The following is a 14,013-nucleotide window of genomic DNA, read 5'->3' on the forward strand; positions in this document are numbered from 1 at the left end:
GTAATTATGGAAGAGGCTTACTTAGCATTAGGTCGCAAAATTTTAACCGATGGTCACTTAAAAGAAGATCGCACAGGGACAGGAACACGAAGTATTTTTGGACATCAAATGCGTTTTGACCTATCAAAAGGGTTTCCTTTATTGACGACGAAACGAGTTCCTTTTGGTTTAATCAAAAGCGAACTTTTATGGTTTTTAAAAGGCGACACAAATATCCGTTATCTCCTACAGCATAACAACCATATTTGGGACGAGTGGGCTTTTGAGCGTTATATTAAAAGTGATGACTATAATGGGCCGGATATGACTGATTTTGGTCGTCGTGTTTTAACGGATGAAGTATTTAAAGAAAGTTATGAAAAAGAGCACAAAGAATTCTGCAATAATATGTTGTCTGATGATGATTTTGCAGCGAAGTATGGTGAATTAGGTAATATTTATGGAGCTCAGTGGCGTCATTGGGAAACGAAAGAAGGCAACTTTATTGATCAACTTAAAAATGTTATCGATATGATCAAGCAAACACCTGACTCTAGACGCCTGATCGTGTCCGCCTGGAATCCAGAAGATGTCCCTTCCATGGCATTACCACCATGTCACACGATGTTTCAATTTTATGTAAATGATGGGAAATTAAGTTGCCAGTTGTATCAACGTAGTGGAGATGTTTTTTTGGGCGTTCCATTTAATATTGCTAGTTACGCACTATTGACTCACTTGATTGCTCATGAAACTGGTTTGGAAGTGGGCGATTTCGTTCATACTTTGGGGGATGCCCATTTATATACGAATCATATTGACCAAATGAATGAACAACTGACTCGAGACATTCGTTCGTTTCCTACACTAAAATTGAATCAAGATAAAAAATCAGTTTTTGAATTTGAAATGGACGATATTGTAATTGAAGGATATGATCCTCATCCAGCAATCAAGGCACCAATTGCCGTTTAATTCGAAAGGGGTTCTCCAATGTTAGCAGCCATATGGGCACAAGATGAGCAAGGGACAATCGGTAAAGAGAATCGATTACCTTGGCATTTGCCAAATGATTTGAAATTTTTTAAACAAATGACTGAAGACAACACCATTGTTATAGGAAGAAAAACTTTTGAGGGGATGGGCGCTCGGCCGTTACCAAATCGTCAAACGATTGTTCTAACTAGAGACAAAAGCTATCAGGCAAAAGGAGTCATTGTTTTTCATACTGTGGATGAAGTTCTTGATTATGCCAAAACGTTTTCTGGTATTACGTTTATTGCGGGTGGTTCAGCAGTATACGAGGATTTTTTGCAATATTGTGACGTATTGTATAGAACAGTTATCTATCATTCGTTTGATGGAGATACAAAATTTCCTTTTGTAGATTGGGATGATTGGACATTGATTAATTTAAGCGCAGGCGAACAAGACGAAGCAAATGGTTATGCGTATCAGTTTGAAACATATCAACGTAAAGTCACAGCGGATTAAAAGATCTTGTCTAATTCAAACGAAAAGATAACAAAAAAACATACTAATAGTTAGTATGTTTTTTTGTTATTTAAATATGATTGCGGTATAGGCCAACAACTTTGCCTAAAATGCTTACGTTGTTCAAAATAATCGGTTTTAATGCATCATTTTCTGGTTGTAAACGAACATGGTCTGCCTCTTTAAAGAATCGTTTACACGTCGCTTCATCTTCATCTGTCATTGCAATCACTATATCACCATTTGAAGCCGCGCTTTGTTTACGAACAATAACTTGGTCGCCGTCTAAAATACCAGCATTGATCATACTTTCACCTCTGATAGTCAGCATGAACAAAGCATTTTCTTCTGCCATTAAATCAGGTGGAAGAGGAAAAAAGTCAGAAGCTTCTTCTACAGCTAAGATTGGCTCACCTGCTGTAACAACACCAAGCATCGGGATAACTGTCGGTCTCACACCGATTCTTTCAAGTCCGTCTGCGGTCAATTCAATTGCCCTTGGTTTTGTAGGATCACGTAAAATGAGTCCTTTTTTCTCTAATCGTGCTAAATGTCCGTGAACGGTTGAGGTTGAGGAAAGATCAACTGCTTTTCCGATTTCTCTTACGGTCGGGGGATAACCTTTAAGCTCAACCTGTTCATATATATATTTTAATACTTCGATTTGTCTTGTGTCTGTACGTTTCACCACAACCCGCACCTTCTTTCGATTTATATTTTTAGTGTACCATAGTTTTATACAGGAATCAAACAAGCGTTCGTGTTTTTTTTAGAAAGTATATTTCTGTGAATCACAAGGGAAAATATCTGAGGTAGGGAATCGGAATTTCTATAAATAAACACAATCGTTTCTGATTTTTAATAAGAATATAGTTGTATTTCTTGTGCTCATCTTATAAGATAGACATGGAAAGTAAACTTGTCTAGCTACAGGGCTAGCCTTTCAAAAAAGCTTGAAATATGCCGATTAAATTTTTAAAATAAGGAGGCCAAAATAGATGTTATCAACAGAAAAAATGAACCGTATCAATGAACTTGCTAAAAAAGCGAAAGAAAAAGAATTAACTGCGAAAGAAAAGGAAGAGCAAAAAGTACTTCGTCAAGAATATTTGGCTGCTTTTCGTGGTGGGATGCGCCATCATATAGAAGGAATGAAAGTGGTCGATCCTAAAGGAAATGATGTAACACCAGATAAATTGAAAGAGATTCAAAAAGCTAAAGGATTGCATAATAGAAAGTAATTTTAGTTTTTTTTACTAAAGGTAATTGCTTTCATGAGCGAAATGCGATAAAATGTAGTTAATAAAGGTAAAAAAAACCTAAATAGGAGATGATTTTTTTGTTCGACAACACTGATCAGTTAGGCGTTAACACGATTCGTACATTAAGTATTGAAGCAGTACAAAAAGCAAATTCTGGGCATCCAGGATTACCAATGGGTGCTGCACCTATGGCTTATGCACTTTGGACAAAACACTTAAAAGTAAACCCGAAAACTTCAAGAAACTGGGTAGATAGAGACCGTTTTATTCTTTCTGCTGGTCATGGTTCTGCAATGTTATACAGCTTACTTCATTTAGCTGGCTACGATGTGACTATGGATGATCTAAAAAATTTCCGTCAATGGAATAGTAGAACACCAGGGCATCCAGAAGTACATCATACTGATGGTGTTGAAGCAACAACTGGTCCATTAGGTCAAGGTATCGCAATGGCTGTCGGTATGGCGATGGCAGAAGCACATACTGCTGCGACTTATAATCGTGATAGCTTTCCTGTAATAGATCACTATACGTTTGCGTTATGCGGTGATGGTGATTTGATGGAAGGTGTTTCTCAAGAAGCTAGTTCAATGGCTGGACACATGAAATTAGGTAAACTGATCGTGTTATACGATTCAAATGATATCTCTTTAGACGGTCCAACATCAAAAGCGTTTACTGAAAATGTTGGCGCTCGTTATGAAGCATATGGTTGGCAACATATCTTAGTGAAAGACGGTAATGATTTAGAAGAAATTTCTCAAGCGATAGAAGCTGCAAAGGCTGAAGCAGATAAACCAACTTTGATCGAAGTAAAAACAGTCATCGGCTACGGCGCACCAAAAGAAGGTACTTCATCTGTACATGGCGCACCTATCGGAGCAGATGGCATTACCGCAGCTAAAGCTGTTTATGGTTGGGAATACCCAGACTTTACTGTTCCAGATGAAGTTGCTGCACGCTTTAAAGAAACGATGATAGAAGAAGGCGAGAAAGCAGAAGATCAATGGAATAAGATGTTTGCAAATTATTCAAAAGAGCATCCTGATTTGGCAAAACAATTTAAACAAGCTTTTTCTGATGAACTTCCTGAAAATTGGGATAGCGAGTTACCAACCTATGAAATAGGTTCGAGTGCAGCTAGTCGTGTGACAAGTAAAGAAACGATTCAAGCAATTTCTAAAACTGTACCAGGTTTCTGGGGCGGTTCAGCTGATTTGTCTGCTTCAAATAATACAATGGTCGCTGCAGAAAAAGATTTTGAGCCTGGTCAATACGAAGGTCGCAATATTTGGTTTGGTGTCCGTGAGTTTGCCATGGCAGCAGCGATGAACGGAATCCAATTACATGGTGGAAGTCGCGTTTACGGCGGAACATTCTTTGTATTTACAGATTATTTGCGCCCAGCAGTCCGCTTAGCTGCAATCCAAAATACTCCTGTGACATATGTATTAACACATGATTCTGTGGCAGTGGGTGAAGATGGACCAACACATGAACCTGTTGAACAATTAGCAAGTATTCGTTGTATGCCTGGTGTACAAGTCATTCGTCCAGCTGATGGTAACGAAACTGTTGCGGCTTGGAAAATTGCGATGACAACAAAAGATGCGCCAACGGTCTTAGTTTTAAGTCGTCAAAATTTACCAGTTATTGAAGGAACTAAAGAACATGCTGATACACTTGTTCAAAAAGGTGCATATGTCATTTCTAAACAAAAAGGCGAAAAACCAGAAGGGATCTTAATTGCAACTGGTTCAGAAGTGAATTTAGCAATTGAAGCCCAAAAAGCATTAGCTGAACAAGGGAAAGATGTTTCTGTCGTTTCGATGCCAAGTTTTGATTTGTTTGAAAAGCAAACAGCAGATTACAAAGAATCTGTTTTACCTAAAGATATAACTAAACGAGTTGCGATTGAAGCTGCTTCACCATTTGGTTGGGAACGTTATGTTGGAACTGCAGGCACAACTGTAACGATTGATCATTTTGGTGCTTCAGCTCCAGGTGATTTAGTCTTGAAAGAATTTGGTTTTACAGTTGATAACGTTGTATCAAAGTATACTAATTTATAAAATAAACTAGTTTTTAATAAAAAAGTAGACATTCACAAACTATGAATGTCTACTTTTTTATTTATGAAAAAATTGCTAAAATCGGATAAATTGTACTTTTATACAAAATAACTGCGTAATAAATGTAATATGATAGAAATATCCAGTAATGTTCTTAAAACGAATACATAAACAACAAAATAAAGGGATTTACCAAAAGAAACAGTTTGAATAACAGACATCATGTAAATTGATTGAAACAAATACAATTTAATTAATAAAACAAAAATTTCAACAGGATTACGCCCACTTTAAAACTTCAAAATTGAGGATCAAATAATTGTTTATAAAAAATTACCCGAGTAGAATGATGATATGATGTTCTATTGAGGAGGAACAAATGAATGAATGAGACAAAAACAAGAAGTAGCAGACACCAACAAAAAGAGTTGAAAAACAATACAAAACGAGTTGCATCTGTTATAGGTACTTCATTAGTACTTCTTCCGGTTGTGGGGAATTTGTTGCCACTAAGTGTTCAAGCCACAGAGACAGTGACCCAAGAAGCTATTTCAGAGCAAGCATTTATTGATTCTATTGGTTATTCAGCGGCTTCTGTAGCAGATGCTAATGATTTATATGCATCTGTAATGATTGCTCAAGCATTATTAGAGAGTAGTTATGGTACATCTGGTTTAGCAGCCGCACCAAATTATAATTTATTTGGCGTCAAAGGAAGTTATGGTGGACAAACAGTCTATATGCCAACTTCTGAATATTTAAATGGGCAATGGGTGACAGTGACTGAACCTTTTAGAAGTTATCCTTCATATACTGAATCTTTCCAGGATCATGCTAACGTACTTAAAACAACCTTAGCATCCAGTGGTGATTATCATTATTCTGGGGTATGGAAAAGCAACACGACTAGTTATATGGACGCTACAGCTGCTTTAGCTGGGCGTTATGCAACAGATCCTAATTATGCCAGTAAATTAAATTGGTTAATTGCAAATTACGGTTTAACTGCTTATGATTGGGAAATGGCAGGAACTGTATCGTCAGAGGAAAATATAACTGCAAATCAATCAACAATTGGTCAAAGTAGTGCGACAACAACTGTAACAGCCCAATCTTATACAGTTGTCTCAGGTGATACTCTTTGGGGGATTGCAGAAAAATTTGGACTTTCGGTTGATCAACTTATGGCTTTAAATGGCATAACAGCTGAATTGATTACTGTAGGACAATCGCTACAGGTTGCATAATAAAACAACGTTCAACGAATTGCCAATCTCATGACAAATCGTTGAACGTTTTTATCTTTTTCCTAAGCGTAATTCTTCTAAACGTCGTTGTCGGTTTTTAGTTAAATCCTTAACCCTAGGTTTAGGCAGAATCGCTTCAGCAGTTGTGGTTGAGCTTTTTTGATATGTTTCGGGATTCGTTGCATCGAATTTTTTTAAATAATCGATCACTTCACGAACGATTTGAGTAGGGGTAGAAGCACCAGCTGTGACAGCGACTTGCTCGACATCCAACAACCAGTTTGGATTTATCTGGGAAACGTCAGAAATACGATGAGCTGCAACACCTGCTTGTTCAATGGAAACTTGAGCTAAACGATTGCTATTATTACTTTTTGGATCTCCCACAACGATTGTTAAGTCACAACCTTGCGCTTGTTCAACGACAGCCTCTTGGCGGACTTGCGTTGCTTTACAGATATCTTTATGAATAATAACCTGAGGGTATTTAGCTACAATCAACTCCATTAGATCGCTGACATCCCATTGACTCATTGTCGTTTGATTCGTAACAAACACCTTATTTGCAGTTAGCGTCAAAGCAGAAATATCAGCTTGATTTGATACTAAATGAACATGGTCAGGTGAAACACCAAGTGCTCCTTCAGGCTCCGGATGATTTTTCTTGCCAATATAGATAATTTCATAACCTTCGGCTACTTTTTTAGCAATCAATTCATGTGTAATCAGAACATCTGGGCACGTTGCATCGATAACAGCTAAACCTTTTTCAATAGCTAATGTTTTAACTTTTGGAGAAGTGCCATGGGCTGTAAAGATCACCGTTCCTCGATCAACTTGGGCTAAAATTTCTTCACGATTTGTTCCGTCTAATGTATGGATCCCGATACTTTCAAAAGCGTCAGTTACATGTTTGTTATGAACGATCATCCCTAAGATATAAATCGGACGCGGTAAATTTTCATCAAGAGATGCATTTCTAGCAATGACCATAGCATCCACAACACCATAACAATACCCACGTGGACTAATATTTATAATTTTCATAAATGAGTAAACTCCTAATAATCAATTTTAAAGTCTCTTATACTATACAATATTTTTATTAAAATTGTGTTAAGAGAGGATAGTCCTTAATGTTCATTCATTTAGACATTGCTAAATAGCTTCTTGACGAGTATGATTAAGAAGCGAAAAAGATAATTGCACTTGCAATTATCTTTATATTGATACAAGTAGCGGGTCACCTAAAAAATTATCCGGTATTTCGGTTGTAATTGGATTCCACATAGTGTCACCTTCTTTCCTATTTTAGCCTGATATGTAGTCAATCCGTTTTAATTTTGATTAAGGGAATGAACTTATGCTGTAATCCATTCAATGTAAAACATATAAGCATCTCCCTATTTCAACTATATCATATTTTAATCCTATTTTGTAATTCTTATCTTTCTTTTAGATAAAAATTAAGTGTATTTAATTTTTTTGACTACTAAAATAACCACTCTTTATTGAGTAGGTATTATAGACAATTTCAAAAAGTACGCCATTAAAATATTTTGCAGCCATTTCTCCATGTTTTTGAATCACAAATCGGAATAAATTATGGTTATTAAGATTGTTTAAAAAGTATCATTGCAAAATGATAGCCAGATGACTTGATATAAGCTATTATAAACACAAGAAAGATTTTGCTTATACGAATACGAAAATGGAGGAATGGATCATGACTCAAATTTATAATTCAGTAACTGAATTAATCGGTAAAACACCGATTGTCAAATTAGGACGCATAATCCCAGATGGAGTAGCTGATGTTTTTGTAAAGCTAGAATTCTTTAATCCAGGTGGCAGCGTGAAGGATCGAATCGCATTAAGTATGATCGAAAAAGCTGAAAAAAATGGACAAATTAAAGTTGGAGATACAATCGTAGAACCAACTAGTGGAAATACTGGAATCGGCTTGGCAATGGTTGGTGCTGCTAAGGGTTATAATGTAATGATTGTTATGCCAGATACCATGAGTGTAGAACGTAGGAAATTGATGCAAGCTTATGGCGCGAAATTATTGTTAACGCCAGGTGCTGAAGGAATGAAAGGCGCTATTGCAAAAGCGACAGAACTATCTGAAAAAGATGGCTATTTTATGCCTATGCAATTTGATAACCCCGCAAATCCAGAGACACATGAAAAAACGACGGGCAAAGAGATCCAAGACATTTTTGGTCCTAGTGGTTTAGACGCTTTTGTCGCTGGAGTAGGTACGGGTGGAACAATTACAGGTGTTGGAAAAGAATTGAAGCGAGTTTATCCAAATATCTCCATCATTGCAGTTGAACCAACGGAGTCCCCAGTTTTAGATGGCGGAGCGCCGGGACCGCATAAAATCCAAGGAATTGGAGCGGGCTTTATCCCTAAAGTCTTAGAGACAGAAATTTACGGACGAGTCATTTCTGTTCCGAGTGAATCTGCTATGGAAACAGCTCGTCAATTAGCAGTAAAAGAAGGGTTGTTAGTCGGAATATCAGCAGGCGCTGCTGTGTATGCTGCGATTGAAGTGGCGAAAGAATTAGGGAAGGGAAAAAAAGTTTTGACAGTTATTCCTGATAATGGCGAACGTTATTTATCAACAGCTCTTTATAATTTTTCTGAATAAGTAGTACACTAAAAAGGAAGTCTAAATTTATGACTTCCTTTTTAGTGTAAACAAGTGAAGTTGTCAAAAAGCATATAATAGTGTCTTGTTTTGTCATAATTATAGATAAACTTACTCTTTTTAGTACTATTTATCTATTTATTCTTGTCAATACACATTAGAAATAGTATCATTTAAGAAAGAAGACTGGGAGGGGAACCAAATGGATAACATATTGGTAAAAAATGCACTTGAAGAATTAAAAGAAGCCAATATTCGTATTACTCCTCAAAGATATGCAATTTTAGAGTATCTAATTGAGAATCACAGCCATCCGACAGCGGATGAGATTTACCGCTCTTTAGAAGATCGTTTTCCGAATATGAGTGTGGCAACTGTTTATAATAATTTACGTTTGTTTACAGATATTGGTTTTGTACAAGAAATGAACTATGGTGATGCATCAAGTCGCTTTGATTTCAGTTCTAAAAAGCATTACCATGCGATCTGTCAAAATTGTGGTAAGATCGTTGATTTCCATTATCCAGGATTAGAAGACGTGGAGATGGCAGCAAGTAAATTGACTGGTTTTGAAATCAATGAGCATCGTTTAGAGCTATATGGTTTATGTCCAGAATGTCAGAAAAACCAAAAAAAAGGAAATGAGTGATCAGATGAAATCGATTCACACAGATAAGGCGCCAAAAGCAATTGGTCCGTATGTACAAGGGAACATTGTGAACGGCTTATTATTTACCTCAGGTCAAGTTCCTTTAAGTCCTGGAACCGGAGAAGTTGTGGGGACAACTATAGAAGAACAGACTTCGCAAGTCATGAAAAACATCGCAGCTATTTTAACTGAGGTTGGAAGTAGTTTCGATCATGTAGTAAAAACAACTTGTTTTTTAAAAAATATGAATGATTTTGCAGCTTTTAATGAAGTCTACGCACAATCATTTACAAATCAATTACCAGCACGATCTGCCGTTGAAGTCGCCCGTTTACCTAAAGATGTTCTGATTGAAATAGAAATTATTGTATCTATAAATGAGCAGTAGTTTAATTTCACAAGCTGAGAAACTAATGTTTCTCAGCTTTATTTATTGTTAAAACAGCATTTTAAAGTGAGAAATCATTAATCAAGATGGGGATATAGTTAAAAATAGAGAAGTTTGTGAAAAAATAAGTTAGTGATTCACAAGCAAAGAACTCGAATATGCTTTCTTACTTTGTTATATTTTTAATATACCAGTAACTTTATTCTAAATTTATTGGTGAAAAATTTAACTTGAAAGAAGGGATTTACAAAATGAAAGTCGTAGTCGTAGGATGTACGCATGCAGGAACAGCTGCAGTCAAAAGTATTTTAACAAATCACCCAAACGCGGAGGTAACCGTTTATGAACGAAATGATAATGTATCATTTTTATCATGCGGAATTGCCCTTTATGTTGGAGGAGTAGTAAAGGAGGCTGACAGTTTATTCTATTCAAGTCCTGAAGAACTAGCGTCTCTAGGTGCTACAGTTAAAATGGAACATGAAGTCGAAACGATCGATGTTAATCATAAAACAGTTACTGCTAAAGATTTGAACACTGGTAAAATTGAAACAAAAGAATACGATAAATTAGTCATGACAACTGGTTCATGGCCAATTGTTCCGCCAATCAAAGGAATAGAAGCTGAAAATATCTTACTATGTAAAAACTTTAATCAAGCAAATGTCATCATTGAACGCGCTAAAGATGCGAAAAAAGTTGTTGTTGTAGGCGGTGGTTATATTGGGATTGAGCTAGTTGAAGCTTTTGTAGAATCTGGAAAAAAAGTGACATTGATTGATGGTTTAGATCGTATTTTAAACAAATACTTAGATAAGCCATTTACAGATGTTCTAGAAAAAGAACTTGTAGATCGTGGTGTTACACTAGCGTTAGGAGAAAATGTTCAAGAGTTCCAGTCAAATGCAAGCGGACATGTGAATAAAGTAATTACACCAAGCCAAGAGTTTGAAGCGGATATGGTTATTATGTGCGTTGGCTTTAGCCCAAATACAGCATTGCTGAAAGATAAAGTAGATATGTTACCAAATGGTGCAATCGTTGTAGATAAATATATGAAATCAAGTAATCCAGACATTTTTGCTGCAGGTGATAGTGCAGTAGTACACTATAATCCAAGTAATACAACTAATTATATTCCTCTAGCAACAAATGCGGTTCGCCAAGGAATGTTGGTAGGTCATAATTTAGCTGAAGATAAATTAGCTTACCGCGGAACACAGGGAACCTCTGGATTGTATTTATTTGGTTGGAAAATCGGTTCAACTGGTGTTACTTTAGAAAGTGCCAAATTGAACAATTTAGATGTGGCAGCAACACAATTTGAAGATAACTATCGTCCAGAATTTATGCCAACTACTGAAAATGTTATGATGGAATTAGTATACGAAAAAGGAACAAATCGCATTGTAGGCGGACAACTAATGTCTAAGTATGATATTACACAATCAGCTAATACACTTTCGTTAGCTGTTCAAAATAAAATGACTGTTGAAGATCTTGCGTTGTCAGATTTCTTTTTCCAACCACACTTTGATCGTCCTTGGAACTACTTGAACTTATTAGCTCAAGCGGCTCTAAAAGATATTGCCCAAAGTAAATAAGCAAAGAGGTTGGGACAGGAGTGTTTAATCCCGAGAAATAAGAAGGAATTCACGAAAATTGCTCTTCAAATTTTTGTGAATTTCAGCTTATTTCCGAAGGGATTGCTTCTGCTCCCACCGTTTATACGGATTCCTTGAGTCTGAGAGATAACTCGTAGAGTTATGTCTCAGACTCTTTTTTATACAAAAAGATGGAATATTTTGCTTTTTAAGCATTTATTTGAGATGCTTAAAAAGTAAAATTAAATGAGGTGTGAAAAATGAAAAGAAAAAGAACAAAAGAACTGGTCTTTCGCTCTCTTTATGCTTTCATAGGAGTGGCAATTTTAGCATTTGGTGCTGCAACATTACGAATCGGGCAAGTTGGGCTAGATCCATATACAGCAGCGAATATTGGAATCGGATCTGTTTTAGGGCTATCACTCGGTGTCTATCAATTGATCGTCAACATCATTATATTGGTGCTCGTTTTTATTTTTGGACGGCAGTATATTGGGATTGGAACAGTAATCAACATGGTGCTGACAGGTTTTTTCATCGATTTTTATACCTGGATTTATACAACGTTTATTCCAATCAAAATCAATGTTTTTTCCCAAAGTTTATTGCTGATAGTCGGGATCATCATCTTTACTTTTGGCGCATCGTTTTACATGTCTGCTAAATTAGGAAATGCCCCCTATGACGCTATTGCACCAATTATAGTCGAGCGGACAAAAGCATCTTATCGAGTGGTGAGGGTAATACAAGATATTATTTTTGTTATACTAGCTTTTATTTTTGGTGGACCAGTGGGAATAGGAACAATAATTAATGCCTTTTTCACAGGTCCTCTGATTGATTTTTGGAATAAAAACGTTAGTGAACCAATAATTGAAAAAAGTATTAAAGACAAAGTGTAAAAAAGTCTATCAGAAACTTTGATTCTGTAGTGGCCTTCAAAAGTTAGACTTGAAAAACCTAACTTTTGAAGGCTTTTTTATTCTTTTATAACTCGCTTTGTGTTGAACAGGTCGTTTCATTATCGAAACTCCAATTGGTTACCCTCACTATCTTTTTGCAATTGCAAAAAGATAGTGAGGGTAACCAAAGTGAACCAGCTAACTTTAAACTACCGGCTGATCCTGCTGATGGAACTGGCAACGGCGGAAACTTAGGAAATAATGGAAGTACTGGTTTGTAAAACCTAAACGCTACACAAAAAAAATCTTCCTAATAACGGAGAAATTGTGAATAATTGGGGAATGGTGGGTGCCTTATTATTAGGATTATTTGTATTCTTCACCTTCAAACGTAAAAATAAAGAAGAATAACAATGCAAAAAATAACAAGTTTTCTTTCTAAAAGTTGGAACATGAGGTGGTAGTTATCTCCTGCCTCATGTTTTTTAAGGTAAAATTTTATTATTAAAAGATTACTTATCGTTTTCTCAGAAAGAATCTTCCATTTTACTGTTTTCTATCGTAAAATGAAAGTAGACAAACAGAAAGGGAGGATATACGTATGCCGATTCGCGTTCCAAAAGAGCTACCTGCTATTAAAGTATTAGAGAAAGAGAAAATTTTTGTAATGGACGAAGATCGGGCCATGCATCAAGATATTCGCCCTTTAGAAATTTTAATTTTAAATTTAATGCCAAAAAAAGATGAGACGGAAGTTCAGCTCTTGAGACTCTTAAGTAATACACCATTACAAATCAATGTCGAATTTTTGCATATGAGTAGTCACGAAACAAAAAATACATCTAGCGAGCATTTGAACCGTTTTTACCATCAATTTAAAGAAATTAAAAATGAATTCTACGATGGTTTGATTATTACAGGTGCTCCAATTGAACAGATCCCTTTTGAGCAAGTTGATTATTGGGACGAGTTACAAGAAATTTTTGAATGGAGTAAGTCCCATGTCTTTTCAACATTTCATATTTGTTGGGGAGCACAAGCTGGATTGTATTATCATCATAAGATTGACAAGTATCTGCTAAATCAAAAACTAACAGGAATATTTGAACATGATGTATTGAACCATACGTGGAGTATCTTGAAAGGATTTGATGATATATTTTATGCTCCTCATTCGCGTTATACTGGAATTAAACGAAGTGATGTAGATAGGATAGAAGAACTAGAAATTTTGGTTGAATCAAGAGAAGCTGGAATTTTTTTAATTGGAAATAAAAATAATCGCGCATTTTATGCAACTGGGCATTTAGAATATGATCGTGAAACTTTAGAACAAGAATTTAAACGTGATCAACAAAAAGGGTTAAGTCCTAGGCTCCCTAAAAATTATTTCCCAAATGATAACCTAGCTGATCAACCAAAATTACGATGGCACATGGCTGCTTCATTGTTATTTTCTAATTGGTTAAATTATGCAGTTTATCAAAATACACCTTACGATTTAACTGAATTACTTGAAGAAAAAAATAGGAAATAGGCATAACTGAAACAAGATAGAATTCATATTTTGTTTCAGTTATTTTTTTGCTATTGCTATAAAGGTGAAATGGGAACGTTACTTTTTTTTGATCTTATAAATTATAGAAGCATTCTCGTTCCTTTTTTTTAAAAATGAACGTATTATATGAAGGAGAGAGGAGGCAGTATTAATAGTTATTTATTAGAGATACAATTTGAAAAAACTGATTTCAAATGAGCAA

Annotated in this window: 14 protein-coding genes; 12 read left to right on the forward strand and 2 right to left on the reverse strand. The window is 35.8% G+C overall.

What is annotated here, in order from left to right; all coding sequences use genetic code 11:
* The first annotated feature begins 6 nt into the window (after window positions 1-6).
* Together IGJ55_RS08180 and IGJ55_RS08185 are read left to right on the forward strand one after the other, a co-directional pair.
* On the forward strand, window positions 7-954 hold the full coding sequence (locus tag IGJ55_RS08180) for a thymidylate synthase (RefSeq protein WP_069641367.1): 948 nt from the start codon (window positions 7-9) through the stop codon (window positions 952-954).
* 18 nt (window positions 955-972) lie between these two features.
* Complete coding sequence (locus IGJ55_RS08185; protein WP_430608068.1) at window positions 973-1,473, forward strand: dihydrofolate reductase; 501 nt, start codon at window positions 973-975, stop codon at window positions 1,471-1,473.
* 70 nt (window positions 1,474-1,543) lie between these two features.
* Here IGJ55_RS08185 and lexA read toward each other — a convergent pair whose 3' ends face one another.
* Window positions 1,544-2,173 (reverse strand): transcriptional repressor LexA, encoded by a 630-nt coding sequence (gene lexA, locus IGJ55_RS08190; protein ID WP_100630371.1) that lies wholly within the window; start codon window positions 2,171-2,173, stop codon window positions 1,544-1,546.
* A gap of 298 nt (window positions 2,174-2,471) precedes the next feature.
* Here lexA and IGJ55_RS08195 point away from each other — a divergent pair, with 298 nt between their 5' ends.
* The 3 genes from IGJ55_RS08195 (at window position 2,472) to IGJ55_RS08205 (ending at window position 6,054) form a co-directional block, all read left to right on the forward strand.
* Window positions 2,472-2,714: a DUF896 family protein gene (locus tag IGJ55_RS08195; protein ID WP_069641370.1), complete on the forward strand. Its 243-nt coding sequence runs from the start codon at window positions 2,472-2,474 to the stop codon at window positions 2,712-2,714.
* Window positions 2,715-2,812: 98 nt separating this feature from the next.
* Window positions 2,813-4,807, forward strand: a complete 1,995-nt coding sequence (gene tkt, locus IGJ55_RS08200; RefSeq protein ID WP_430608070.1) for a transketolase — start codon at window positions 2,813-2,815, stop codon at window positions 4,805-4,807.
* Window positions 4,808-5,190: 383 nt separating this feature from the next.
* Window positions 5,191-6,054: a glucosaminidase domain-containing protein gene (locus IGJ55_RS08205; RefSeq protein WP_069641372.1), complete on the forward strand. Its 864-nt coding sequence runs from the start codon at window positions 5,191-5,193 to the stop codon at window positions 6,052-6,054.
* Window positions 6,055-6,105: 51 nt separating this feature from the next.
* Here IGJ55_RS08205 and IGJ55_RS08210 read toward each other — a convergent pair whose 3' ends face one another.
* The gene (locus IGJ55_RS08210) at window positions 6,106-7,101 is read right to left on the reverse strand and encodes a 4-hydroxy-3-methylbut-2-enyl diphosphate reductase (protein WP_429949823.1); all 996 of its coding nucleotides are present in this window, start codon (window positions 7,099-7,101) and stop codon (window positions 6,106-6,108) included.
* Window positions 7,102-7,780: 679 nt separating this feature from the next.
* On the opposite strand from IGJ55_RS08210, the gene cysK reads away from it, so the two are divergent.
* The 7 genes from cysK to metA all read left to right on the forward strand — a co-directional run bounded on the left by cysK (window position 7,781) and on the right by metA (window position 13,790).
* Window positions 7,781-8,710, forward strand: a complete 930-nt coding sequence (gene cysK, locus IGJ55_RS08215; protein ID WP_069641374.1) for a cysteine synthase A — start codon at window positions 7,781-7,783, stop codon at window positions 8,708-8,710.
* A 202-nt stretch (window positions 8,711-8,912) separates the two neighbouring features.
* On the forward strand, window positions 8,913-9,359 hold the full coding sequence (gene perR / locus IGJ55_RS08220) for a peroxide-responsive transcriptional repressor PerR (RefSeq protein WP_429949821.1): 447 nt from the start codon (window positions 8,913-8,915) through the stop codon (window positions 9,357-9,359).
* A gap of 4 nt (window positions 9,360-9,363) precedes the next feature.
* Window positions 9,364-9,747 carry a RidA family protein gene (locus IGJ55_RS08225; RefSeq protein WP_069641432.1) on the forward strand — a complete coding sequence of 128 codons (384 nt, stop codon included), beginning with the start codon at window positions 9,364-9,366 and terminating at the stop codon, window positions 9,745-9,747.
* Between the two features lie 251 nt (window positions 9,748-9,998).
* Window positions 9,999-11,351 (forward strand): NADH oxidase, encoded by a 1,353-nt coding sequence (locus tag IGJ55_RS08230; protein ID WP_430608073.1) that lies wholly within the window; start codon window positions 9,999-10,001, stop codon window positions 11,349-11,351.
* A gap of 260 nt (window positions 11,352-11,611) precedes the next feature.
* The gene (locus IGJ55_RS08235; RefSeq protein ID WP_069641377.1) at window positions 11,612-12,253 is read left to right on the forward strand and encodes a YczE/YyaS/YitT family protein; all 642 of its coding nucleotides are present in this window, start codon (window positions 11,612-11,614) and stop codon (window positions 12,251-12,253) included.
* Between the two features lie 342 nt (window positions 12,254-12,595).
* Window positions 12,596-12,664 carry an LPXTG cell wall anchor domain-containing protein gene (locus IGJ55_RS08240; RefSeq protein ID WP_430608141.1) on the forward strand — a complete coding sequence of 23 codons (69 nt, stop codon included), beginning with the start codon at window positions 12,596-12,598 and terminating at the stop codon, window positions 12,662-12,664.
* 190 nt (window positions 12,665-12,854) lie between these two features.
* A complete protein-coding gene (gene metA / locus IGJ55_RS08245; protein WP_430608075.1) occupies window positions 12,855-13,790 on the forward strand; it encodes a homoserine O-acetyltransferase MetA in 936 nt (311 codons plus the stop codon).
* Window positions 13,791-14,013 lie beyond the last annotated feature (223 nt).

The organism is Enterococcus sp. AZ170, from assembly GCF_050545135.1.
Lineage (GTDB): Bacteria > Bacillota > Bacilli > Lactobacillales > Enterococcaceae > Enterococcus_L > Enterococcus_L ureilyticus.

Bases quoted from the DNA above. Each gene is read 5' to 3' on its own strand.
- IGJ55_RS08180 (WP_069641367.1), top strand. From the start codon at position 7: ATGGAAGAGGCTTACTTAGCATTAGGTCGCAAAATTTTAACCGATGGT.
- IGJ55_RS08185 (WP_430608068.1), top strand. From the start codon at position 973: ATGTTAGCAGCCATATGGGCACAAGATGAGCAAGGGACAATCGGTAAA.
- IGJ55_RS08195 (WP_069641370.1), top strand. From the start codon at position 2,472: ATGTTATCAACAGAAAAAATGAACCGTATCAATGAACTTGCTAAAAAA.
- IGJ55_RS08205 (WP_069641372.1), top strand. From the start codon at position 5,191: ATGAATGAGACAAAAACAAGAAGTAGCAGACACCAACAAAAAGAGTTG.
- IGJ55_RS08210 (WP_429949823.1), bottom strand. From the start codon at position 7,101: ATGAAAATTATAAATATTAGTCCACGTGGGTATTGTTATGGTGTTGTG.
- cysK (WP_069641374.1), top strand. From the start codon at position 7,781: ATGACTCAAATTTATAATTCAGTAACTGAATTAATCGGTAAAACACCG.
- perR (WP_429949821.1), top strand. From the start codon at position 8,913: ATGGATAACATATTGGTAAAAAATGCACTTGAAGAATTAAAAGAAGCC.
- IGJ55_RS08225 (WP_069641432.1), top strand. From the start codon at position 9,364: ATGAAATCGATTCACACAGATAAGGCGCCAAAAGCAATTGGTCCGTAT.
- IGJ55_RS08230 (WP_430608073.1), top strand. From the start codon at position 9,999: ATGAAAGTCGTAGTCGTAGGATGTACGCATGCAGGAACAGCTGCAGTC.
- IGJ55_RS08235 (WP_069641377.1), top strand. From the start codon at position 11,612: ATGAAAAGAAAAAGAACAAAAGAACTGGTCTTTCGCTCTCTTTATGCT.
- metA (WP_430608075.1), top strand. From the start codon at position 12,855: ATGCCGATTCGCGTTCCAAAAGAGCTACCTGCTATTAAAGTATTAGAG.